We start from the raw sequence: 23,058 nt of genomic DNA, 5'->3' as shown, positions 1-23,058 counted from the left end.
CTGGGAACAGAGGTCCCTGAGCTTGTCGAAGGGCCCGGGAGTTCGCGGGTGGCGGGGCTTCGACGGGCTCAGCCACCCTGGGAGCAGAGGTCCCTGAGCTTGTCGAAGGGCCCGGGAGTTCGCGGGTGGCGGGGGCTTCGACAGGCTCAGCCACCTCGGCGCGCGTCAGAGCGCGTGGGCGATGAGACGCTCGAGGGTGCGCATGCCGTCGCGCGACAGGATCGACTCCAGGTGGCCCTGCACGCTCGCGAAGCCGGGGCCCCGCAGCGCGTAGACGTCGCCCGTCTCGGCATCCGCGGCGATGTCGACGCCCGGGGCCGCGGCATCCGTCGCCCGTGCCGTGAAGGTGTTGTAGAACCCGATCGAGGCGGGCTCGCCGAACACGTCGACGCTCTTCTGCAGACCCTGGTGGGGCTGCGCGAGCGGGGCGAGGTCGAGGCCGAGCCGGTCGGCGAGGATCTGGTGGCTGAGGCACACCGCGAGCAGCGGGGCGTCGTTCGTCAGCCGCCGCGAGACCACGTGGCGCATCGCGCTCATGCGCGCGCTGTCGTCGCGCGGGTCGCCGGGCCCGGGGCCCGACACGACGAGGTCGGCGCCGTCGACGTCGGCATCCGACGCCTCCGACCAGTGGACGATGCGGGTGTCGAGGCCGAGGTGACGCAGCTGGTGCGCGAGCATCGTGGTGAAGCGGTCCTCGGCGTCGACCACGAGGGCGGTGCGACCGGCGAAGGGACCCGATCCGTCGGGGTCCTGCGGGTTCATCCAGAACGGCGCGAGGCGTTCGTTGCGGGATGCCAGCAGCTCGGCGATCGCGGGATCCTCGGCCAGCGGCCGACGTGCGGTGGCCGGGGCGTCGGGATCGGCGTCGGCGGGGGCCACGGGCACGTCGCGGGGGATGGCGCCGATCGCACCGAGCACGCCGGCGGCCTTGCCGTGGGTCTCGCCGACCTCGCCGTAGGGGTCGGAGTGGCGCACGAGGGTGGCTCCCACCGGCACGCGCAGGCGGCCGTCCACCAGATAGGCCGTGCGGATGAGGATCGGGGCGTCGAGGTCGTGCGTGGGCCCCTCGGCGTTGCCGTTCGGGGTGAAGAGCGCGGCGACGCCGGAGTAGTACCCGCGCGGCGTCGTCTCGTGGCGCGCGATCACCGTGCACGCGTTCTGCATGGGCGAGCCGGTCACGGTGGGGGCGAACATCGTCTCGCGCAGGATGTCGCGCGGGTCGAGGTCGCTGCGGCCGCGCAGCATGTACTCGGTGTGGGTCAGGCGCGACATCTCTTTGAGGTGCGGGCCCGTGATGCGTCCGCCGTCGCTGCAGACGGCGCTCATCATCTTCAGCTCCTCGTCGACGACCATGAAGAGCTCTTCGGTCTCTTTGGTCGAGCGCAGGAATTCCGCGAGGGTCTCGGCGGTCGCCCCGCCGGCGGGGTGACGGAAGGTGCCCGAGATGGGGTTCATCGTGACGATGCCGTCTTTGGCGCTCACGTGCGCCTCGGGGCTCGCGCCCACGGCGATGTGCCCCTCGGTCACGACCGCGAAGGTCCAGTAGGCGCCCTTCTCGTGCTCGAGCAGAGCGCGGAACCACGTGAGGGCGGCGACGCGCGGATCGACGTCGACGCCGGCGACGAAGTCGCGACGGATCACGAAGTTCGCCCCCTCGCCGCGACCGATCTCGTCGGCGATCACCCGGCGCACGATGTCGGCGTAGTCCTCGTCGGCGAGGTCGAAGCCGGCGTCGTCGAGCGGCACGGGGGAGGAGGGCAGGGCGGCCATGGCCTCGGCGCGCGGCAGGGCCACCCGCTCGTCGATCACGAGGCACCGCAGCGGCGCGCCGTCGTCGTGGCAGACGAACCCGCGCTCGCGCACCTGGCGGTACGGCACGAGGGCGAGCACCTCGCGCGGCGCGCCCGAGGCGTCGATCAGCGGGATGTCGGCGAGCAGCTCGACGTCGACGACATCGCCGGTGAGCACCTCGACCGACTCGCCGTCACGGGCGATGAGGGCGAAGGGGGCGGATCCCGCCGCGAGGTCGGCGAGCAGGGTGGAGGGGTCGGGCCCGGTCATCGAGGTACTTCCGTCTGTGATCGTGGGTCCAAAGCGGCCGCCGGAAACAACAAGACCGCCCGGATCTCCAGGGGAGGGGCGGTCTGCGCATGCGTGCTCACCGCCTAGACGGTGGGCCACCAAGACAGGGGTGCATGCATGGCGCCGAACCTACCACAGGGGGCTCTCGGCGGCGGTTCAGGCCCCGTGCGGTGCGGGCGGCGTAGGCTGAGCCCGTGCCTGCTGTGAACCTCGGAATGCCCCGCGTGCCGGAGACCCTCGCGCCTCGTCGCAAGACCCGTCAGATCCGGGTCGGCAAGGTGCTCGTCGGTGGCGACGCCCCCGTCAGCGTCCAGTCGATGACCACGACGCCCACCACCAACATCAACGCCACGCTGCAGCAGATCGCCGAGCTCACGGCATCCGGATGCGAGATCGTGCGCGTGGCGGTGCCGTCGCAGGACGATGCCGACGTGCTGCACATCATCGCCAAGAAGAGCCAGATCCCGGTCATCGCCGACATCCACTTCCAGCCGAAGTACGTGTTCCAGGCGATCGACGCCGGATGCGGCGCGGTGCGCGTGAACCCGGGCAACATCCGCAAGTTCGACGACCAGGTCGGCGCGATCGCCAAGGCCGCGAAAGACGCCGGCGTTTCGCTGCGCATCGGCGTCAACGCCGGATCGCTCGACCGTCGCCTGCTCGAGAAGTACGGCAAGGCCACGCCCGAAGCCCTCGTCGAGAGCGCCGTGTGGGAGGCCTCGCTGTTCGAAGAGCACGACTTCCACGACTTCAAGATCTCGGTCAAGCACAACGACCCCGTCGTGATGGTGAAGGCGTATCGCATGCTCGCCGAGCGGGGCGACTGGCCCCTGCACCTCGGTGTGACCGAGGCCGGCCCCGCGTTCCAGGGCACGATCAAGAGCGCCACGGCGTTCGGCATCCTGCTGTCCGAGGGCATCGGCGACACGATCCGCGTCTCGCTGTCGGCCCCGCCGGCCGAAGAGGTCAAGGTCGGCCACCAGATCCTGCAGTCGCTGAACCTGCGCGAGCGCAAGCTCGAGATCGTCTCGTGCCCCTCGTGCGGTCGCGCCCAGGTCGACGTGTACACGCTCGCCGACGACGTGACCGAGGGCCTCAAGGACATGACTGTTCCGCTGCGCGTGGCCGTCATGGGCTGCGTCGTCAACGGACCCGGCGAGGCGCGCGACGCCGACCTGGGTGTGGCCTCCGGCAACGGCAAGGGCCAGATCTTCGTCAAGGGAGAGGTCGTCAAGACCGTTCCCGAGAGCGAGATCGTGGCGACCCTCATCGCCGAGGCGAACCGCCTCGCTGCGGAGATGGGTCCGGATGCCGCGACCGGGACGGCCCAGGTCATCACGGCCTGATTCACCCGGGCGCGACGCCCGGCCGCCGAACGCACCCGCGTCCGGGAGCGACCCCCGCGGTCCGATAGCGTCGGGATTCTCATGACCGAGACTCCCCCCGCCTCCCTCGCTCGTCCCCTCATCGCCGGGGTCGTCACCGCCCTGGTCGGTTTCACCAGCACCTTCGCCGTCGTGCTGACGGGTCTTCGCTCGGTGGGCGCCTCGCCCGCGCAGGCGGCGAGCGGTCTGCTCGCGATCACCCTCGTGGTCGGCATCGGCTGCGTGATCCTCGCGTCGCGGTATCGCATCCCGATCACCGTGGCGTGGTCGACGCCGGGTGTCGCGCTGCTCGCGGCCACCGGCACGGTCGACGGCGGCTGGTCGGCCGTGGTGGGCGGGTTCTTCGTGTGCGCGGCGCTGATCCTGTGCACGGCGCTGTTCCCGCCGTTGGGGGCGCTCATCGCGCGCATCCCGCCCTCGATCGCGCAGGCGATGCTCGCGGGGGTGCTGCTGCCGCTGTGCGTCGCGCCTTTCGTCGGCCTCGTCGACGACCCGTGGGGTGTCGCGCCGGTGCTGATCGTGTGGCTGGTCGCCTCGCGGGTTCTTCCCCGATGGGCCGTGCCGCTGGCGTTCGTCGCCGCGATCGTCGTGGTGGCGATCGAGCTGGCGCGCACGGGCGTGAACGCGGATGCCGCCTCGCTCCTGCCGCATCTGGAGTTCACCGCCCCGACCCTCACCCTCGGCGCGGTGGTGGGCGTCGGGCTGCCCCTGTTCGTGGTGACGATGGCGTCGCAGAACGTGCCCGGCGTCGCGGTCATGCGCAGCCTCGGGTTCACGATCCCGTGGCGCCCCGCGATGCTCGTCACCGGCCTCGGCTCGGCCGCGGCCGCGGGCTTCGGCGGGCACGTGATGAACCTCGGCGCGATCAGCGCGGCGATCGCCGCCGGCCCCGACTCGCACCCCGACCCGAAAAGACGCTGGGTCGCCGGAGTCTCGGCCGGGGGCACCTACCTCGTGCTCGGCGCGCTGTCGGCCGCGTTCGCCGCGATCGTGCTTCTCGCCCCGGCGGGGGTCATCCCCGCGGTGGCCGGCGTGGCCCTGTTCGGTGCGTTCGGCTCGGCCGTGCAGCAGGCCATCGACGACCCCGGCGAGCGGGTTCCCGCCGTGGTGACGTTCCTCGTCGCGGCATCCGGGATCGCCGTCTTCGGGGTCAGCGCGGCGTTCTGGGCCCTGCTGGCGGGGCTCGTGGTGCGCACCGTGCTGCACGTGGGGCGGCGTCGCGCCGCGTGACCAGGTTGACCAAGTGCGGTTGACCGATGTCGGAGGTGGGTGCGAGTCTGCTCTCATGAAGACGTCGCGAGTGAAGGTGCAATACGCCAAGACGCATCTGTCCGCCCTCATCGCCTCCGTGCAACGCGGCGACGAGGTCGTCATCGCGCGGGGCGATACCCCGGCCGCGCGGCTGGTCGCCGTCGAGCCGCCGGCGGAGCGGGAGTTGGGCTTCGTGGCCTACGCGATCCCGGAGTCGTTCTCCGACCCCCTGCCCGAAGAGGAGCTCTCGGCCTGGGAGGCCGGTGCGTGAGGTATCTGCTCGACACGCACACGCTTCTCTGGGCGCTGACCGCCCCGGATCGCCTCGGCCCGGCCTCCTCGACGATCCTTGCCGACCCGTCGTCGACGATCGTCGTGTCCGCCGCCTCTGCGTGGGAGATCTCGACGAAGCAGCGGATCGGCAAACTCCCGCACGCCGACGCGCTCGTCGGGGGCTACGCACGCCATCTCGATCGCCTCGGCGCGGAGAGGCTCCCGATCGACGAGACGCATGCGCTCCTCGCCGGAGCCCTGCAGTGGGATCATCGTGACCCGTTCGACCGGATGCTCGCCGCGCAGGCGATGGTGGAGTCCCTCACGCTTCTCAGCAGCGACGACGCGTTCTCTCGGCTGGCAGGCCTCGCCGTTCAGTGGTGAGACGTGAGCGGTCGGACTTTTTCCTGTGAGCCCGCGCGCAGGGAGGTGATTCTGCCGCGAGAGCTGGTGAATGCTCGACTACTTCTGTGCTTCGTCGGAGGGCGTGACTCTCTCCGAGTGGTTTCATGAGCCCGCGGCGATCCGGCGAACGCCCGGTGCACGCCGTCGCTCTCCTTCCGATCCCCCGCACCCGAGGTGGCTCCATGTCCCGCTCGACCTCCGGACGCCCGGCCCGCGCCCGAGCCGGTCTTCTCGTCGTCCTCGCCCTGACGCTGACGTCGACGGGGTCGCTGGTGCGCCGGCCGCGCGGAGGTGGCGCGCGCCGTGTTCACCGCTGAAGCCGCGCCGAGCCCGACGCCCACGCCGAGCCCGTCGTCGAGCACCGGTCCCGGTGCGGGTGCCGGCACGGGTGGGGCAGGGGCCACGCCGACCTCCGCCCCGGCCACGGGATCGCCGGCGGGTGCCCTCGCGGTCATGGGAACGGATGCCGCGCCAGCCGGACCGGTGACGGCTGCGTCGCTATTGCTGGGCGGCGGGGCGGCCCTGATGGCCGTTCGACGGGCGCGGACCGCACGACGGACCGCCTCGCGTCGATAGAGGAGCGACGGAGGGGGCCGAAGCGCGATGGCGAATCGGCCCCCTCCGTTCGTGATCGCACGGGACGTGCGAGCACGGCCGTCTCGAGAGCGACGGACCCGTCACCTTTTCGTTATCGAAACCGCCACGTCGGTCGTGAACCGATCGACGGATCGTGGACATTACAGAGTGTGGATGACGACGACGCCGGGCTGTGGACCCGGGTGCGCCAAGGCGACGAGCTCGCGCTCGCCGCTCTGTTCGATCGGTACGACGCGCGGCTGTTCCGGCACGCGTCGCGCCTGCTGACCCATCGGGAGGACGCCAAGGACGCCGTGACCGTGGCGTTCTTCGAGCTGTGGCGCAAACGCGCCTCGGTGCGTCTGGTCGACGGGTCGCCCCTGCCGTGGCTGCTGACGACGGTCGCCCACTGCGCGCGGAACCTCGAGCGCTCGAGCAGGAGGTACCGCGCCCTGCTCGATCGCGCACCGGTCGCGGCGACCGCGACGTCGGGACACGACGACAGCGGAGTGCTCTCGGCGCTCAAGCGGTTGCCCGAGCGCGAACAGGCGGTCGTGGTGCTGTCGGTGCTCGAGGGCTACCCCGAGCGCGAGATCGCTCAGGCACTCGGCATTCCGGCCGGAACGGTGAAGTCGCGGCTGTCCCGCGCGAAGGCGAAGTTGCGCGACGAGCTCGCGCTGGAAGGGGTCCGGGCATGATCGACCAGCTGACACCCGACGAGCGCGCCGCCCTGCGCGCCCGCATCGTGGGCGGAGCCCGCGACATCAAGCCCGCGGGTGCCCACCGCGGCGCCTGGATCGCCGGATCCGTCGCGGCCCTGCTCGTGGTCGCGCTCGCCGGGGGAGTGGCGGCCACGACGACGCTCAGCGCACCGCCGATCGCGAACACCCCGTCGCCCAGCCCCACGGCCACCGTGGCGCCGGTGCCGACCCCGACGGCCTCGCAGACTCCGACCCCGACGGCGCCGCCGGCGCGGATCGTGGCACAACCCGCGTCGCGCTTCTCGTTCGGCTGCGCCGACGTGGCTCCATTCGTCGCGTCGTTCTTCGGTGGGGAGGTGCCCGAGATCGCTTCCACGATTCCGCGTCTCACGGGGAACGCCTGGCTGCCCGGGCCGATGCAGTACTCCTTCGAGCAGGCGGGCGCGCTCTACTGCGAGTTCGGTGAGCTCAACGGGCGCTCGGCGGAGGTTTCGATCGTTCCCGACGCCGAGGGCGTCGTGGAGCATCATCGTGCCGTGCTCGGCGACACCTGTAGCGCCGAGTTCCCGTGCGAACTCATCGAGGGCGCCTTCCTCTCCGTCGTGGGAACCTCGGATGGCGAGGTCGGGCGAACGCCCGAGGACGACGCGCTGAGCGCGGTCGCGGCCTCGCAGATCGGCGATCTCATCCGCGCGTCTCCGCCATCCGCGTCGCGATGGGTCCCGCCGACCGGGTCGAGGGCGCTCCCGGGTGAGTGCGCGACGGTCCTTCCTCCGGAACGGTTGGGACCGATCGTCGGCATCCCCGGCCTCAAATCCGTCGAAGACGGGTGGGGAGGATGGAGCGTGCAGGCATGGATGCTCGACGGCTACTGGGACGCACCTCTCTGCCACTACTACCCCGCGAGTGCCACGAACGATCTCGACACGGAGTCGGTTCGCGTGACCTGGCTGCCGGGCGGCGAGTGGGCCTTCGACGCCGCGGTCACCGGCCAGCCGATTTCGGCGACCGGCGGGCGAACGACCGACGCCGCGCGACTCAGCGAGGGGCCGCTGGGCGGGGGCACCGTCTACTACGCGGACGTTCTCGTCGACGGGAACTGGGTGCGCGTCGCCCTGCCCTGGTCCATGACGGAGGGTGATCGTCCCGCGGCGGTGAAGAGCATCGCCGAGCTGGTCTTCGAGGGCGTCTACGGCTGAGGCCTAGACTCGTCTCTCGTGGTCACCCGTCTGTCGAACTACTTCCTCCGCACGCTCCGCGAAGATCCCTCGGATGCCGAGGTCACGAGCCACCGCCTGCTCGTGCGCGCCGGTTACATCCGTCGCAACGCCCCGGGCGTCTTCGCGTGGCTCCCTCTGGGTCTGAGGGTCAAGGCCAAGATCGAGGCCGTCGTCCGCGAGGAGATGGCGAACGCCGGAGCGTTCGAGGTGCACTTCCCGGCGCTGCTGCCCCGCGAGCCGTATGAGGTCACGGGACGCTGGGAGGAGTACGGCGACGCGCTGTTCCGCCTGCAGGACCGCAAGGGCGCCGACTACCTTCTCGCGCCCACGCACGAGGAGATGTTCACCCTGCTGGTGAAGGACCTGTACTCGTCGTACAAAGACCTGCCGCTGACGATCTATCAGATCCAGGACAAGTACCGCGACGAGGCGCGTCCCCGCGCCGGCCTCCTCCGCGGCCGCGAGTTCACGATGAAGGACGCGTACTCGTTCGACGCGACGGATGCCGGTCTCGACGCCTCGTACCAGGCTCAGCGCGACGCTTACGAGCGCATCTTCACCCGCCTGGGCCTCGAGTACGTGATCGTCGCCGCCGACGCCGGCGCGATGGGCGGATCGAAGTCGGAGGAGTTCCTGCACCCGACCCCGATCGGCGAAGACACCTTCGTGCGCTCGGCCGGCGGCTACGCGGCGAACGTCGAGGCCTTCACGACCGTCGTTCCCGAGTCGCTGCCCATCGAGGGGCAGCCCGAGGCCGTGGTCTTCGACTCGCCGAACACTCCGACGATCGCGACCCTCGTCGACCACGCGAACGCGCACCTCGAGGCCCCCGCGCCCGGCATCGCCGGTCCGGCCACCGCCGAGGCCACCCAGTGGACGGCCGCGCACACGCTCAAGAACGTCGTGCTCGCCCTCACACACCTCGACGGCACGCGCGAGCTCGTCGTCGTGGGCCTTCCCGGCGACCGCGACGTCGACGACAAGCGCGTCGAGGTCGCCTTCGCCCCCGCCGAGGTCGAGGCGGCCACCGAGGCCGACTTCGCGAAGAACCCGCTGCTGGTCAAGGGCTACATCGGCCCCTGGTCGCCGACCGGTCCCGTGCTGGGCGAGGAGTCGGCGACGAACATCCGCTACGTGCTCGACCCCCGCGTGGTCGACGGCACGGCGTGGATCACGGGCGCCAACATCGACCAGAAGCACGTGCACTCCCTCGTCGCAGGCCGCGACTTCGTCGGCGACGGCGTCGTCGAGGTCTCGACCGTGCGCGCGGGCGACCCCGCCCCCGACGGCTCCGGCCCGGTGGAATTGGCGCGCGGCATGGAGATCGGCCACGTCTTCCAGCTCGGCCGCAAGTACGCCGAGGCTCTGGGCCTGAAGGTGCTCGACGAGAACGGCAAGCTCGCCACCGTCACGATGGGCTCGTACGGCATCGGCGTCACCCGCATCCTCGCGATCATCGCCGAGCTCAACAACGACGCCAAGGGCCTGATCTGGCCGGAGTCCGTCGCGCCGTTCGACGTGCACGTGGTCGCGACCGGCCGCGACGCCGTGGCGTTCGAGCTCGCGGCATCCGTCTCCGACCAGCTCGAGGCAGCCGGTCTCGACGTGCTCTACGACGACCGCCCCAAGGTGTCGCCCGGCGTGAAGTTCGGCGACGCCGAGCTCGTCGGCATCCCGCGCATCCTCATCGTGGGTCGCGGCGCGGCCGAGGGTCAGGTCGAGCTCTGGGACCGCCGCACGGGCGAACGCGACACCGTGTCGGTCGACGACGCCGTGGCGGCGCTCACGCGCTGAGCCTTCGCCCCGCCTTTTCATCGCGAGACTGCATCTCGCTGACGACACGGCTGCAGGTTGCAACCGACATGTCAGCGAGATGCAGTTTCGCGGTCTTCGACGCAGCAAGTCGGGGCGGGTGGTCAAGCGACCCGGCACGCGCGGGCGACTCGGTAGCGTGGATGCCATGATCGCCGCACCCCGCCTGTCGCTGAGCGACGGCTCCACCATCCCGCAGCTCGGCGTCGGCACGTACAAGGTGCCCGCAGACGTCACCGCCGGTCTCGTCGAGGGCGCGCTCGCCGCCGGGTACCGCCACATCGACACGGCCGCGCTCTACGGCAACGAGGCCGAGGTCGGCGAAGGGCTGCGCGCCTCGGGCCTCGAGCGCGACGAGGTGTTCGTCACCACGAAGGTGTGGAACGACGACCAGGGGTTCGATGAAACGCTGCGGGCCTTCGACGCCAGCGCCGCGAAGCTCGGTCTCGACCGCGTCGACCTCTACCTCATCCACTGGCCGATCCCCAGTGCCGACCGCTACGTCGACACCTGGAGGGCGCTCCAGCGCCTGCAGCAGGAGGGACGAGCGGCCTCGATCGGCGTCAGCAACTTCTCGGTCGTGCACCTCGATCGCCTGCGCGACGAGACCGGACTGCTGCCGGCCGTGAACCAGGTCGAGCTGCACCCGCGCTTCCCGCAGAACGAGCTGGTCGACTGGCACGTCGCGAACGGCATCGTGACCGAGTCGTGGGCGCCGCTCGCGCGCGGCGGCCTGCTCGACGAGCCGGTGCTCGCCCGCATCGCCGAGAAATACGGCAAGACGCCGGCCCAGGTCGTCATCCGCTGGCACCTCGATCGCGACCTCGTGGTGTTCCCGAAGTCGGTGTCGCTCGACCGCATCCGCGAGAACGGCGACGTTTTCGACTTCACGCTCGACGAGGACGACCACACCGTCATCGCGACCCTCGACACGGGCGAGCGCACGGGCCGCAACCCCGACCTCGACTGAGGCCCGAGCTCAGGCGTCGAGCCGTGCGTACCGCGCGCGGAAGACCGTGAAGACGCCGTAGGCGAGGAATCCCACACCGACGAGACAGGCGAGCACGGGGCCGGCGGGCAGGGCCACGACGGCGGCGGTCGCTCCGTCGAGCCCGCCCGCGGTGTCGGGCTCGACGGTGACGGCGGCGACGACCACGAGCACCCCCACGATCAGCAGGGCCACGCCCTTCGTGACGAATCCGACGACGCCGAGCACCGTGAGGGCGAAGCCGCCGGGGCCTGCCGGCGTGCGCACCCTGGAGTGGAACGACCGGCGCAGGCCCATCCAGACGAAGCCGACGCCGACCGCGGCCACCGCGAGACCGACCACGCCGAGCACGAATCCGCCGATCGGCCAGGTGAGCACGCCCTGGCTGAGGTCTTCGGCCGCCTGCTCGGCGCGTGGACGGGCCCCCAGGGCGACGGATGCCGACACCAGCCCGACCGCGGCGAAGACGAGGCCCTGCGGGGCCTCGGCGAAGATCCGGCCGATCCGGCGCCACACCGAGAGGTGACGCGGGGCGAACGCCTGCAGCAGGTGCCAGGCGCCGAGGGCCACGAGTCCGACGGCCAGGGCCCACAGAGCGGCGGCGCCGAGGGGCGCCGCGGCGACCGCGCGGAACGCTCCGGTCTGATCGCTGTCCTCCTTCGCGCCGAGGCCGACCGCGATCACGAGCCCGCCGATGAGCAGGTGCAGGATGCCGTTGGCCGCGTACCCCGCGCGCGCGGCGATGCGGAACGCGGGGTTGGCCTCCGCGTCTCGGGCGGCGGCGCGGGCGGGGGTGGACACCTCTGCACCGTACGCGGTTCCGTGCCCTACCCCGCGCCGGTTGCGCCGCGCGGCTCCTGGGATGCTTGACCCTGACACCGTGTGAGGGGGGATAACGGAATCATGTTGTCCATCGGAGCGTTCGCGCAGATCGGCCAGGTGACCCACCGGATGCTCCGGCACTGGGACACGGCGGGTCTGCTCGTGCCCGCGCACGTGGACGAGTTCAGCGGCTACCGCTCCTACGACCCGTCGCAGCTGGAGAGGCTGCACCGGATCGTGGCTCTGCGCCAGCTCGGTTTCGGCCTCGACGACGTCGCCCTCATCCTCGATCAGGGGGTGGATGCCGACCGCATCGCCGGTCTGCTGCACGCGCGTCGCGCAGAGGTCGAGCGAGAGCACCGGATCGCGGCCGCTCGACTCGTCGACGTGGAACGGCGGCTCCATCTGATCGAGAGAGAGACGCGCATGCGCGAGATCGAGACCATCCAGAAGCCCCTCCCCGCCGTCCGCCTGGCGGCTCGGCGCACGATCGCCCCGTCGTCGGCGGCAATCGCCGACATCGTCGGTCCGGCCTCCGACGAGGTCGCCGCGGTGATCGGCGACGTCGGCGGTGCACTCGAGACCCCGATCGCGCAGTACACCGCGGTCGAGGACGGGCTCGAGATCGTGGCCGGGTACGTGTACAGCGGGGCGGCGCGGGAGGGGATAGACCTCGTCGATCTGGCCGCTGTCGATCAGGCTGTATGCGGCATCCACCTGGGCCCCATGGACGGCATCGCGGAGAGCTGGCAGTCGATCCACTCCCAGATCCTCGCGCGGGGGTTCGTTCCCGCGGGTCCGTGCCGCGAGCTGTACGTGCGGGCCGAGTCCGACGATCAGTCCGACTGGGTCACCGAGCTGCAGCAGCCGGTCGCGACCGCCTGACCGTGCCACTCTCCGACCGCCGGGGGAGCGGCCGACGGCACCCGCCCGCGAGCCGGTAGCGCACGCGGCGGCCCGCCCGGGTCGCCGCGCGACGGTGCTTATCATTGCCTAATGCCCGCGACCCGCCGACCGCACCTGCGCCGGTGGAACGCTCTCCCCGCGCTCGTGCGCAACGCGCCGCCGCGGGTGCTGCTGCTGGTCGGGGCGATCGTGGTGGCCCTGGGCGTGCTCATCGTGTCGCGTCCGCTGACCTCCCTCGTGCTGCTCGGCGTGTACGTCGGCGCGAGCGCCGTGGCCATGGGCGTCGTCGAGCTCGTGGGGCGGCCCGCGGGCTGGTGGCAGCGCGCGGTCTCGGCCGCGTGGATCGTCGCCGGTCTCGCCGTGCTCGTATGGCTCGGCCGCAGCCTCGAGCTGCTTCCGCCCGTGCTCGCGGTGCTGCTGGTGATCGGTGGTCTCGCCTCGGTGGGGCGCGCGACCGGCGCGGGTCCCGCGAGCGCACGCATCCTCGCGCTCGCGTGGGGCGTCGCTCAGATCGCGTTCGGGCTGCTGTCGTTCACGTGGCCCGATGTCACGGTGTTGGTGCTGGCGGTCGTCTTCGGTGTGCGCACGGTCGTGTTCGGCCTGGGCGTGTTCTGGCGCGGGGTGGTCGGCATCCGGCGCCCGCGGCAGCGGAAGGAGCCCTTCGACGCGCAGCGCGCGGTGCGCCGACGGGTGATCCGCGCCCGCTGGGCAGCGGCCGGTCGCTACGCCCTGTCGCTCGTGCTCGTGGCGACGGCGGCGGGCGGATGGTGGCTCAACGACTGGCTCGACGACGGCGCCCCGGTGGTCGACGCGTTCTACGACCCGCCCGCGCAGGTGCCGAGCGGGCACGGTCGCCTCATCCGCTCCGACGCCTATCTCGGCCGACTCCCCGAGAACGGCGACGTCTCGCGCATCCTGTACACCACGCGCGACGCGCTCGATGGTCCGGCCGTCGCCAGCGCGCTCGTCATCGTGCCCAAAGACCCGCCCGCCGGCCCCCGCCCCGTCATCGTGTGGAACCACGGCACGACCGGGGTGGCCCAGGGCTGCGCGCCGAGCCTGCGCGACGCTTCGGCGACGAAGTGGTCGATCCCGGCCCTCGAACAGGCGCTCAAAGCGGGGTGGGTGGTCGTGGCATCCGACTTCTCCGGCCAGGGGGCACCGGGGGCCTACCCGTACCTGATCGGCGAGGGCGAGGCCCGCTCATCGCTCGACGCGGTGCTCGCGACCGCCGAACTGCGCACCGACCTGACGCTCTCGCCCGACACCGTCGTGTGGGGTCACTCCCAGGGCGGTCACGCGGCACTGTGGACCACCGCGATCGCGAAGGACTACGCGCCCGGCCTCGACGTGCTCGGCACCGCGGTGGTCGCCCCCGTCGCCGATCCGCCCGCGCTCGCCGAGGAGCTGCTGTCGGGGCCGCCCAACGCGATGCTGTCGGTGATCACCTCCTGGGTGCTGGTGCCCTACTCCGACACGTACCCCGACGTGCGCCTCGACGATTACATCGCCGAGGGTTCGCGATCGATCGTGCTCGAGATGACGCAGCGCTGCCCGAGCGAACCCGGCGTGGTCGTGTCGGTGCTCGCCGCCCTCGGGGTGTCGGAGGACAGGCCGCTCTACAGCGCCGACCTCACCGACGGGGCGCTCGGGGAGCGGCTGGCCGAGAACGCGATGACCGCCCCGTTGGGCACGCCCATGCTGGTGGCCTGGGGCGCCGACGACGAGGTGATCCCGCCGAAGCTGCAGCGCGACTACGTCGCGAAGCTCTGCGCCGAGGGTCAGGACGTGCGCTGGGCGACCTACGCGGGCTACGACCACCTGCGCCCGATCCTGCCCAAGTCGCGATTCCTGCCCGTGCTCTACGACTGGACGAAGAAGCTCATCGAACGCAAAGACCAGGTGATCGACGGCTGCGGCCTGCGCTGACACGCGCTCCGCGCAATACGGCGCCGGAGTGAAGATCGTGTGTCGTTCCCGTTCCGCGTTGGCGCAAGGGGGCCGTACTCATTACGGTCGGAGAATGCCCGAGAACACCGCTGAGCTGCGCCCCACTCACCCGCTCGCGATCGCGCCGGTCGTCGCCCCCGCGGCATCCGTCGACGGCTTCGCGAAGCAGTTCCTGCAGAACCTCAACTTCGACCAGGGCGTCACGCTGTCGAACTCCGACGTCAACGACCAGTACCTCGCCCTGGCGTACACGGTGCGCGACTACCTCATGGCGCGCTGGTTCGACGATCGCGCGCAGCAGAAGGCCCAGCAGAACAAGACCGTCTGCTACCTCTCGGCCGAGTACCTGCTGGGACGCCAGCTCGACAACAACCTCCTCGCCGCGCGACTGACCGACATCGCGACCGAGGCGCTCGCGCAGTGCGGCATCGACATCGACGACCTGCGCCAGGTCGAGATCGAGCCCGGACTCGGCAACGGCGGCCTCGGTCGCCTCGCGGCCTGCTTCATCGACTCGCTCGCGACGATGAGCATCCCCACCATCGGTTACGGCATCCGCTACGAATACGGCATCTTCCGCCAGGCCTTCAACGAGGGGCAGCAGGTCGAGCAGCCCGACGCGTGGCTGCGCATGGGCTCGCCGTGGGACTTCGCCCACCCCGAGGCCGCGCAGACGATCTCGTTCGCCGGCACCACCGAGACCTACGACGACGAGGGCGTGGAGCGCACGCGCTGGGTACCCGAGTGGAACGTGCTCGCCGTGCCGTACAACATGATGGTCCCGGGCTACCACAACGGCCGCGTGAACACCCTGCGCCTGTGGCGTGCGGTGGCCACCAACGCCTTCGACCTGCACACCTTCAACTCCGGCGACTACGTCGAGTCGGTGCGCGCGCAGACCTTCGCCGAGAACATCTCGAAGGTGCTCTACCCCGAGGACTCCACGCCCCAGGGCAAGGAGCTGCGCCTGCAGCAGCAGTACTTCTTCGTGGCGGCATCCATCGCCGACTTCATCGACAACGTGCTGCCCGACGACTTCGACATCGAGAAGCTCCCCGAGCGCGTGATCTTCCAGCTCAACGACACCCACCCGGTGATCGGGGTGCCCGAGCTGATGCGCGTGCTCGTCGACGAGAAGAAGCTCGAGTGGGATGCCGCGTGGGCGATCACGCAGAAGTGCTTCGCCTACACCTGCCACACGCTGCTGCCCGAGGCGCTCGAGGTCTGGTCGGTCGACCTGCTCGGTCACCTGCTGCCGCGTCACCTCGAGATCATCTACCGCATCAACGACGAGTTCCTGCTCGAGGTGCGCGAGCGCTTCGGCGACGACGAGATGCTCATCCGCAACATGTCGATCATCGGCGAGCACCCTTCGCGCTCGGTGCGCATGGCCTACCTCGCCACGGTCGCCGGGTCGAAGGTCAACGGCGTCGCGGAGCTGCACTCGCAGCTGCTGCGCGACAACGTGCTGAAGGACTTCGCCACCATGTGGCCCGACAAGTTCACCAACGTCACCAACGGCGTGACCCCGCGCCGCTTCCTGCGCCTGGCCAACCCCGACCTGTCGAGCCTCATCACCGAGGCCCTCGGTGCCGGATGGACCGTCGACCTCGAACGCCTGCGCGGCCTCGAGGCCCTGGCCGACGACGCCGACTTCCGCGAGCGCTTCGCCGCGGTGAAGGCCTCGAACAAGCGTCGCCTCAGCAGCGTGCTCGAGGCCCGCGGAGAAGCGCCTCTCGACGACGGTCACATGCTCGACGTCATGATCAAGCGCCTGCACGAGTACAAGCGCCAGACGCTCAAGGTGCTGCACATCGTCAGCACCTACGAGGGCATCGTCTCAGGCCGCCTCGACGTCGACGAGGTGCAGGCGCGCACGTTCCTCTTCGGCGCGAAGGCCGCGCCCGGCTACGGCATGGCCAAGCGCATCATCCACCTCATCAACGCCGTCGGCGAGGTGGTCAGCGCCGACGAGCGGGTCAAGGGCAAGCTCAAGGTCGTCTACCCGGCCAACTACAACGTGACCCTGGCCGAGCGCATCATCCCCGCGGCCGACCTCTCGGAGCAGATCTCGCTCGCCGGCAAAGAGGCCTCGGGCACGGGCAACATGAAGCTCGCCCTCAACGGCGCCCTCACCATCGGCACCGACGACGGCGCGAACGTCGAAATCCGCAAGCTCGTCGGCGACGACAACTTCTTCCTCTTCGGCATGAGCGAGCCCGAGGTCGAGGAACTGTGGGCCGAGGGCTACCGCCCCGCCGACTTCTACCAGAAGGACGAACGGCTGCGCAGCGCGATCGACCTCATCGCCTCGGGGGCCTTCTCGGGCGGCGACCGCACCGTATTCGAGCCGCTCGTGTCGAACCTGCTGTACGAAGACCGCTTCATGGCGCTCGCCGACTTCTCGACGTACCTCGACGCCCAGGACCGCGTCGACGCCGCCTACGCCGACCAGGACGGCTGGGTGCGCTCGGCCATCCTCAACGTCGCGCGCAGCGGCTACTTCTCGTCCGACCGCGCCATGCGCGACTACCTGGACCGCATCTGGCACGCCACCCCGGTGAGCTGACGCGGCATCCGTCGTTCCGGCGTCTGAATCTGGGTCGGTGACGGGCGCGGTGCGTGCACAACTCCGGAGATTCGGATGCCGCGCCGACCGCGCACCCCGTCATCGCGCGTGCATCACCGCGCGCGGCGCCGTCATCTCCTGCGTTGTGCACGCGCGCTGGCGGAAAGGCTGCGAAGGCTGGCCGACCGGCGACGGCGTCGAGGGGCGACCTGCGCGAGAGTGGAAGCCTCTCGACCCCGGAGGCCCCGTGCGCATCAGCGACTTCCCCGTTCCCGACACCCTCGCCGGCCGCGGGGCCCTCTCGCTCGCCCGGCAGTACCAATCGCCCGCGATCACCGCGCACGCGCTGCGGTCGTGGTTGTGGGCCGAGGCGTTCGCCGTCATCGACGGCATCCGGGACATCGACCACGAGCTGCTGTACGTCGGCGCGGTGCTGCACGACATCGGCACCGTCGGCTCATTCGACAACCACACGCTGTCGTACGAACACGCGGGAGGGCACGTCGGCGTCGCGCTCACCGCGGGCGCGGGGTGGGACCAGCCCCGCCGCGAGCGCGTGCTCGAGGTGATCGTGCGGCACAACTGGCCGCGCGTGGATCCGGCGATGGATGCCGAGGGGCACCTGCTCGAGATCGCGACGGGCCTCGACATCTCGGGCGCCCGCCCCGACGCGCTGCCCGAGGACTTCCGCCGCGAGGTGCTCGCCGCCCACCCGCGCGGAGCCCTCGCCGCGGAGTTCGGCGCGTGCGTGCTCGATCAGGCCGTCCGCAAGCCCGACACCGCCGCCCGACGACTCGTCGACGGGGGAGTGGTGGCCAAGCTCGCCGCGAATCCGCTCGAAACCCTCTGATCCCCGACGTCGCGGCATCCGGGATCGCCCGCCGAGATGCGAGCGGCCGGTTATCCCGGGTATCGTAGGAGGGTTGTCGGCGCCGGTCGTGCCGACGAAAGCTGAACAACGGAGGGCCTTGTGGACATCGATCTCGCACTACTCAAGACGATCGAACGCGAGAAGGAGATCCCCTTCGACGAACTCGCGCGCATCATCGAGCAGGCGATCCTGACGGCCTACGCCAAGCACATCTCGCCGACCGGTGAGATCCCCACGGGAGCGCGCGCCACTCTCGACCGCAAGACCGGTCACGTCGGCATCTTCACCCCCGTCACCGACGACGAGGGCGCGATCGTCGGCGAAGAGGAGCAGGCCCCCGACGACTTCGGTCGCATCGCCGCCTTCGCCGCCAAGCAGGTCATCAGCCAGCGTCTGCGCGACATCGCCGACGACGCCGTGCTGGGCGAGTTCCGCGGCAAAGAGGGCGACATCGTCGCCGGCGTCGTGCAGCAGGGTCCCAACCCGCGCATGGTGCACGTCGACCTCGGCACCGTCGAGGCCATCCTCCCGCCCGAGGAGCAGGTGCCCGGCGAGACCTACGCGCACGGCTCGCGTCTGCGCGTGTACGTGACCAGCGTCTCCAAGGGCAACAAGGGTCCGCAGATCACCGTCTCGCGCACCCACCCGGGTCTCGTGCGCAAGCTCTTCGCCCTCGAGGTGCCCGAGATCGCCGCAGGACTCGTCGAGATCGTCTCCCTCGCCCGCGAGGCCGGGCACCGCTCGAAGATCGCCGTCAAGGCGAACGACCCGACGGTGAACGCCAAGGGCGCCTGCATCGGAGAGCTCGGACGCCGCGTGCGCGCCGTCACCGAGGAGCTCGCCGGCGAGAAGATCGACATCATCGACTACGACGCCGAGCTGCCGCGCTTCGTCGCCAACGCCCTGTCGCCCGCGAAGGTGACCTCGTCGTTCGTGCTCGACGCCTCGACCAAGGCGGTGCGCGCCCTCGTTCCCGACTACCAGCTGTCGCTCGCGATCGGCAAGGAGGGCCAGAACGCCCGCCTGGCCGCCAAGCTCACCGGTGCGAAGATCGACATCCAGCCCGACAGCATCCTCGAAGACAACTGAGCGACCGATCGTCCCCACGATCGCGAGGTGTAGGATGGAACCCGTACGAACGTGCGTCGGATGCCGCGCACGTGCCCCCCGATCCTCGCTTCTGCGTGTGGTCGCGGACGGATCCGTCCTCGTCGCAGACGAGCGGGCGGTTCTTCCCGGTCGGGGCGCGTGGGTGCACGAGACGGACGCGTGTGTGAGCAAAGCGCTCGCACGTCGCGCCTTCGTACGAGCATTGCGTGTGTCAGGCCCGCTTGACACGCAGACCTTCGAATCACACCACCAGCGAAAAGGCTGAACGGCTATGGACACGAAGTGAACGGCTCGAAATGAGACCCGTCCGCAACTAACGGTCTGCCCTGTCCGGGGTAGGCCCTCAGACAGGAGAATTGTGGCAAAACCACGCGTGCACGAGATCGCTTCCGAGCTCGGCGTCGACAGCAAGGTCGCGCTTGCGAAGCTGAAGGAGCTCGGCGAATTCGTCAAGAGCCCCTCATCCACCATCGAACCCCCGGTCGCCCGTAAGCTCCGCGCTGCGCTGGCCTCCGAAGGCTCGTCTTCCTCTTCGGATGCCAAGCCCGCCGCTTCCGCGGCGCGCCCCGGTGCCCGTCCCGGCCCGGCTCGTCCGGCCGCGACCCCCGGCAACCGCCCGTCGGGTCCCACGCCCGGACCCGCGAAGCCCGCGGCTCCGGCCGCTCCCGAAGCGGCTCCGGTCGAGGCCGCCCCCGCGGCATCCGCCCCCGAGGCCCCCGCGGCCCCGTCGGCGGCCAAGCCCTCGACTCCGTCGTCGCCGCCGAGCCCCGGTTCGACCCCTCCGACCCCCGGTGCCGCAGCTCCCGGCGCCGGTGCCCCCAAGCCCGGCCCGAGCTCGCCCCCGCGTCCGGGTGGAGCCCGTCCCGGCAACAACCCCTTCGCCTCGGCGCAGGGCATGGGCCAGCGTCCCTCCGGCCCCCGTCCGGGTAACAACCCCTTCGCCTCGGCGCAGGGCATGGGCCAGCGCCCGACCCCCGGCAACATCCCGCGTCCGCAGGCTCCGCGCCCCGGCGCCCCGCGTCCCGGTGCTCCGCGCCCCGGTGGTGCCGGTCGTCCCGGTGGTGGCGGTCGTCCCGGCGCTCCGTTCCAGCAGCGTCCCGGCGGTCCCGGTCGTCCCGGCGGTGCCGGTGGCGGCTTCCAGCGCCCCGGTGGCGGTCCTCCGGCCGGCGGTTTCGCCGGTCGTCCCGGCGGTGGTGGCGGCCGTGGCCGTGGCCCCGGCGGTGGTACCGCAGGTGCCTTCGGTAAGGGTGGCGGCAAGTCCAAGCAGCGTAAGTCGCGTCGGGCGAAGCGGCAGGAATTCGAGATGCGGTCGGCGCCGGTCGTCGGCGGCGTCAACGTCTCGAAGGGCAACGGCGAGATCATCCGCCTGCGTCGCGGTGCCTCCATCGCCGACTTCGCGGACAAGCTCGAGGCCCTGCGCGGCTACACCGTGCAGCCCGGCACGCTCGTGACCATCCTGTTCAACCTGGGCGAGATGGCCACCGCGACCGAGTCGCTCGACGAGGCCACCTTCGAGGTGCTCGGAGCCGAGCTCGGCTACAAGATCCAGATGGTCTCGCCCGAGGACGAAGACAAGGAGCTCCTCGAGGGCTTCGGTCTCGACCTCGACGCCGAGCTCGAGGCCGAGAGCGAGGACGATCTCGAGATCCGTCCTCCCGTGGTCACCGTCATGGGCCACGTCGACCACGGTAAGACGCGACTGCTCGACGCCATCCGCCAGACCAACGTGGTCGCGGGCGAGGCCGGCGGCATCACGCAGCACATCGGTGCGTACCAGATCTGGACCGAGCACGAGGGCATCGAGCGCGCGATCACCTTCATCGACACCCCGGGTCACGAGGCGTTCACCGCCATGCGTGCCCGTGGTGCGCAGGTGACCGACATCGCGATCCTCGTGGTCGCGGCCGACGACGGCATCATGCCCCAGACGGTCGAGGCACTGAACCACGCCCAGGCGGCCAATGTGCCGATCGTGGTCGCGGTCAACAAGGTCGACAAGCCCGACGCCAATCCGGCCAAGGTGCGCCAGCAGCTCACCGAGTACGGTCTGGTCGCCGAGGAGTACGGCGGAGACGTCATGTTCGTCGACGTCTCGGCCCGAGAGAACCTCAACATCCAGGCCCTCCTGGATGCGGTCCTGCTCACCGCCGACGCCGGTCTCGACCTCACGGCCAACCCGAACAAGGCGGCCCGCGGTGTCGCGATCGAAGCGAAGCTCGACAAGGGTCGCGGTTCGGTCGCCACGGTGCTCATCCAGTCCGGAACCCTCCGCGTCGGCGACGCGATCGTCGCAGGAACGGCTTACGGCCGCGTCCGCGCGATGATGGACGAGAACGGCGAAGCGGTCGACGAGGCCTACCCGTCGCGTCCCGTCTCGGTTCAGGGACTCAACTCCGTGCCCCGCGCCGGCGACGTCTTCATCGTCACCGAAGAAGACCGCACCGCCCGTCAGATCGCCGAGAAGCGTGAAGCGGCCGAGCGCAACGCCCAGCTGGCCAAGGCCCGCAAGCGCATCTCGCTCGAGGACTTCACCCGCGCTCTCGAAGAGGGCAAGGTCGAGTCGCTCAACCTCATCATCAAGGGTGACGTGTCGGGTGCCGTCGAGGCGCTCGAGGAGTCGCTGCTCAAGATCGAGGTCGACGACAGCGTCCAGCTGCGCATCATCCACCGCGGTGTGGGTGCGATCACCGAGTCGGACATCAACCTGGCCACGATCGACAACGCGATCGTGATCGGCTTCAACGTCCGTCCCGACACGAAGGCCCGTGAGCGTGCCGCCCGCGAGGGTGTCGACGTGCGGTTCTACTCGGTCATCTACAACGCGATCGACGACGTCGAGCAGTCGCTCAAGGGCCTGCTCAAGCCGGAGTTCGAAGAGGTGCAGTCGGGTGTCGCCGAGATCCGCGAGGTGTTCCGCTCCTCGAAGTTCGGCAACATCGCCGGTGTCATCGTGCGATCGGGAACGATCACGCGAAACGCCAAGGCTCGCGTCATCCGCGACGGTGTCGTGCTGGCCGACGGCCTGGCCATCGAGTCGCTGCGCCGCTTCAAGGACGACGTCACCGAGGTTCGTACGGACTTCGAGGCCGGTATCGGTCTCGGCAAGTTCAACGACATCCAGATCGGTGACGAGATCGAGACCACCGAAATGGTCGAGAAGCCGCGAGGCTGATCACACCTGGCGGGAGTCGCGTCTGCGGACGCGGCTCCCGCTTCGGCCTGCGGGGTGTGCATTCCCGAGAGCAGAGCGGGGCCCCTACCCCGATGCTCTCGGGAATGCACACCCCTCCGGCCTACGCTGGTGCGGCTGCCCGTGACGGGACTCCCGCCCGGCAATGAGCCACGGGGGCACTCGACTCGCGGCGGTATGAAAGAACGAGAAGGAGAAGGCAGTGGCAGGGGAACGACAGGCCCGAGTGGCGGACCGGATTCGCGTGGTGCTCGCCGAGCGCCTCGAGAAAGGGCTGCGCGACCCGCGGCTCGGATTCGTCACCATCACCGACGTGCGGGTCACGGGTGACCTCCAGCACGCATCGGTGTTCTACACCGTCATGGGTGACGAAGCGCACCGCGCCGACACCGCCGCCGCGCTGAAGTCGGCGACGGGCATGCTGCGCAGCGAGGTCGGCAAGAACCTCAACACGCGCCTGACCCCGTCGTTGGAGTTCATCCTCGACGGCATCCCCGAGAACGCCGACCACATCTCGGCCCTCCTGCGCGAAGCGCGCGAGCGCGACCAGTCGGTCGCCGGTCTCGCCGCCACGGCCGCGTACGCCGGCGACGCCGACCCGTACGTCAAGCCGCGCGACGAAGACGAGAGCGCCGAAGAAGACGACAGCGCCGACGAAGACAACGACGACCTTGACGAGGACGACGCCCCGCGCGCCTGACCTCGGTACGACACGGCCGGACCCCGCCTCATCGGCGGAGTCCGGCCGTTCGTCGTCTCGGCGGCATCCGGACTTCCGTCCTGCGGATGCCAGGAGTGACACGCCGGTTCGGGGCGCGGGCGGGGCGGTGTGTCGGAGGTCGGGTCCGCAGGACGGCGGGTGGGGTGCGGGGCGGGACCGTCGTGCGGATCGGGGGTGTGCCACGCCGGTCCGGGCGAGGGCTGAGGCGGTGTGTCGGAGGTCGGGT

The 23,058-nt window shown here is 70.6% G+C and carries 18 protein-coding genes; 16 read left to right on the top strand and 2 right to left on the bottom strand.

All coding sequences use genetic code 11. The features are described 5' to 3' along the window. Positions 1-165 precede the first annotated feature (165 nt). The gene (locus tag FS769_RS01545; protein ID WP_144828484.1) at positions 166-2,061 is read right to left on the bottom strand and encodes an anthranilate synthase family protein; all 1,896 of its coding nucleotides are present in this window, start codon (positions 2,059-2,061) and stop codon (positions 166-168) included. 236 nt (positions 2,062-2,297) lie between these two features. Between FS769_RS01545 and ispG the strand changes: the two genes are divergently transcribed. From ispG to FS769_RS01500, 8 genes are all read left to right on the top strand, one after another. Beyond that, positions 2,298-3,428, top strand: coding sequence for a flavodoxin-dependent (E)-4-hydroxy-3-methylbut-2-enyl-diphosphate synthase (gene ispG, locus FS769_RS01540; protein WP_144831737.1), 1,131 nt, complete (start codon positions 2,298-2,300; stop codon positions 3,426-3,428). A gap of 81 nt (positions 3,429-3,509) precedes the next feature. Continuing rightward, positions 3,510-4,697 carry a benzoate/H(+) symporter BenE family transporter gene (locus tag FS769_RS01535; RefSeq protein ID WP_144828481.1) on the top strand — a complete coding sequence of 396 codons (1,188 nt, stop codon included), beginning with the start codon at positions 3,510-3,512 and terminating at the stop codon, positions 4,695-4,697. 55 nt (positions 4,698-4,752) lie between these two features. Next, on the top strand, positions 4,753-4,989 hold the full coding sequence (locus tag FS769_RS01530; RefSeq protein WP_144828478.1) for a type II toxin-antitoxin system Phd/YefM family antitoxin: 237 nt from the start codon (positions 4,753-4,755) through the stop codon (positions 4,987-4,989). Further along, positions 4,986-5,375, top strand: coding sequence for a type II toxin-antitoxin system VapC family toxin (locus tag FS769_RS01525; protein ID WP_230704371.1), 390 nt, complete (start codon positions 4,986-4,988; stop codon positions 5,373-5,375). The genes FS769_RS01530 and FS769_RS01525 overlap by 4 nt, the downstream gene beginning before the upstream one ends. A 767-nt stretch (positions 5,376-6,142) precedes the next feature. Next, positions 6,143-6,670, top strand: coding sequence for an RNA polymerase sigma factor (locus FS769_RS16715; protein ID WP_186325382.1), 528 nt, complete (start codon positions 6,143-6,145; stop codon positions 6,668-6,670). Beyond that, positions 6,667-7,872, top strand: a complete 1,206-nt coding sequence (locus FS769_RS01510; RefSeq protein WP_186325381.1) for a hypothetical protein — start codon at positions 6,667-6,669, stop codon at positions 7,870-7,872. The genes FS769_RS16715 and FS769_RS01510 overlap by 4 nt, the downstream gene beginning before the upstream one ends. Positions 7,873-7,890: 18 nt before the next feature. After that, on the top strand, positions 7,891-9,687 hold the full coding sequence (locus FS769_RS01505) for a proline--tRNA ligase (RefSeq protein WP_144828467.1): 1,797 nt from the start codon (positions 7,891-7,893) through the stop codon (positions 9,685-9,687). 166 nt (positions 9,688-9,853) lie between these two features. Further along, positions 9,854-10,675: an aldo/keto reductase gene (locus tag FS769_RS01500; protein ID WP_144828464.1), complete on the top strand. Its 822-nt coding sequence runs from the start codon at positions 9,854-9,856 to the stop codon at positions 10,673-10,675. A gap of 9 nt (positions 10,676-10,684) precedes the next feature. Here FS769_RS01500 and FS769_RS01495 read toward each other — a convergent pair whose 3' ends face one another. Beyond that, entirely contained in the window at positions 10,685-11,494 is an 810-nt protein-coding gene (locus FS769_RS01495) for a DUF1206 domain-containing protein (RefSeq protein ID WP_186325380.1), read from the bottom strand. A 102-nt stretch (positions 11,495-11,596) separates the two neighbouring features. Between FS769_RS01495 and FS769_RS01490 the strand changes: the two genes are divergently transcribed. The 8 genes from FS769_RS01490 to rbfA all read left to right on the top strand — a co-directional run bounded on the left by FS769_RS01490 (position 11,597) and on the right by rbfA (position 22,811). Then, positions 11,597-12,400, top strand: a complete 804-nt coding sequence (locus FS769_RS01490) for a MerR family transcriptional regulator (RefSeq protein ID WP_144828458.1) — start codon at positions 11,597-11,599, stop codon at positions 12,398-12,400. 111 nt (positions 12,401-12,511) lie between these two features. Continuing rightward, positions 12,512-14,350 (top strand): lipase family protein, encoded by a 1,839-nt coding sequence (locus tag FS769_RS01485; RefSeq protein WP_144828455.1) that lies wholly within the window; start codon positions 12,512-12,514, stop codon positions 14,348-14,350. A gap of 94 nt (positions 14,351-14,444) precedes the next feature. Beyond that, positions 14,445-16,940 carry a glycogen/starch/alpha-glucan phosphorylase gene (locus FS769_RS01480; RefSeq protein WP_144828452.1) on the top strand — a complete coding sequence of 832 codons (2,496 nt, stop codon included), beginning with the start codon at positions 14,445-14,447 and terminating at the stop codon, positions 16,938-16,940. 247 nt (positions 16,941-17,187) lie between these two features. Continuing rightward, positions 17,188-17,790, top strand: coding sequence for an HD domain-containing protein (locus FS769_RS01475; RefSeq protein WP_144828449.1), 603 nt, complete (start codon positions 17,188-17,190; stop codon positions 17,788-17,790). A gap of 120 nt (positions 17,791-17,910) precedes the next feature. Further along, on the top strand, positions 17,911-18,900 hold the full coding sequence (gene nusA, locus FS769_RS01470; protein WP_144828446.1) for a transcription termination factor NusA: 990 nt from the start codon (positions 17,911-17,913) through the stop codon (positions 18,898-18,900). A 34-nt stretch (positions 18,901-18,934) separates the two neighbouring features. Then, entirely contained in the window at positions 18,935-19,186 is a 252-nt protein-coding gene (locus tag FS769_RS01465; protein ID WP_074694212.1) for a YlxR family protein, read from the top strand. 93 nt (positions 19,187-19,279) lie between these two features. Then, positions 19,280-22,093 carry a translation initiation factor IF-2 gene (infB, locus tag FS769_RS01460; RefSeq protein WP_186325379.1) on the top strand — a complete coding sequence of 938 codons (2,814 nt, stop codon included), beginning with the start codon at positions 19,280-19,282 and terminating at the stop codon, positions 22,091-22,093. A 220-nt stretch (positions 22,094-22,313) separates the two neighbouring features. After that, positions 22,314-22,811: a 30S ribosome-binding factor RbfA gene (gene rbfA, locus FS769_RS01455; protein ID WP_144828444.1), complete on the top strand. Its 498-nt coding sequence runs from the start codon at positions 22,314-22,316 to the stop codon at positions 22,809-22,811. Positions 22,812-23,058 lie beyond the last annotated feature (247 nt).

This window comes from Microbacterium sp. BH-3-3-3, assembly GCF_007679045.1.
Lineage (GTDB): Bacteria > Actinomycetota > Actinomycetes > Actinomycetales > Microbacteriaceae > Microbacterium > Microbacterium algihabitans.
This window is presented reverse-complemented; position numbering and strand designations above follow the sequence as displayed.

Excerpts from the sequence above, each read along its gene's own strand:
- FS769_RS01545 (WP_144828484.1), bottom strand. The coding sequence starts at position 2,061 with ATGACCGGGCCCGACCCCTCCACCCTGCTCGCCGACCTCGCGGCGGGA.
- ispG (WP_144831737.1), top strand. The coding sequence starts at position 2,298 with ATGCCCCGCGTGCCGGAGACCCTCGCGCCTCGTCGCAAGACCCGTCAG.
- FS769_RS01535 (WP_144828481.1), top strand. The coding sequence starts at position 3,510 with ATGACCGAGACTCCCCCCGCCTCCCTCGCTCGTCCCCTCATCGCCGGG.
- FS769_RS01530 (WP_144828478.1), top strand. The coding sequence starts at position 4,753 with ATGAAGACGTCGCGAGTGAAGGTGCAATACGCCAAGACGCATCTGTCC.
- FS769_RS01510 (WP_186325381.1), top strand. The coding sequence starts at position 6,667 with ATGATCGACCAGCTGACACCCGACGAGCGCGCCGCCCTGCGCGCCCGC.
- FS769_RS01500 (WP_144828464.1), top strand. The coding sequence starts at position 9,854 with ATGATCGCCGCACCCCGCCTGTCGCTGAGCGACGGCTCCACCATCCCG.
- FS769_RS01490 (WP_144828458.1), top strand. The coding sequence starts at position 11,597 with ATGTTGTCCATCGGAGCGTTCGCGCAGATCGGCCAGGTGACCCACCGG.
- FS769_RS01485 (WP_144828455.1), top strand. The coding sequence starts at position 12,512 with ATGCCCGCGACCCGCCGACCGCACCTGCGCCGGTGGAACGCTCTCCCC.
- FS769_RS01480 (WP_144828452.1), top strand. The coding sequence starts at position 14,445 with ATGCCCGAGAACACCGCTGAGCTGCGCCCCACTCACCCGCTCGCGATC.
- FS769_RS01465 (WP_074694212.1), top strand. The coding sequence starts at position 18,935 with ATGGAACCCGTACGAACGTGCGTCGGATGCCGCGCACGTGCCCCCCGA.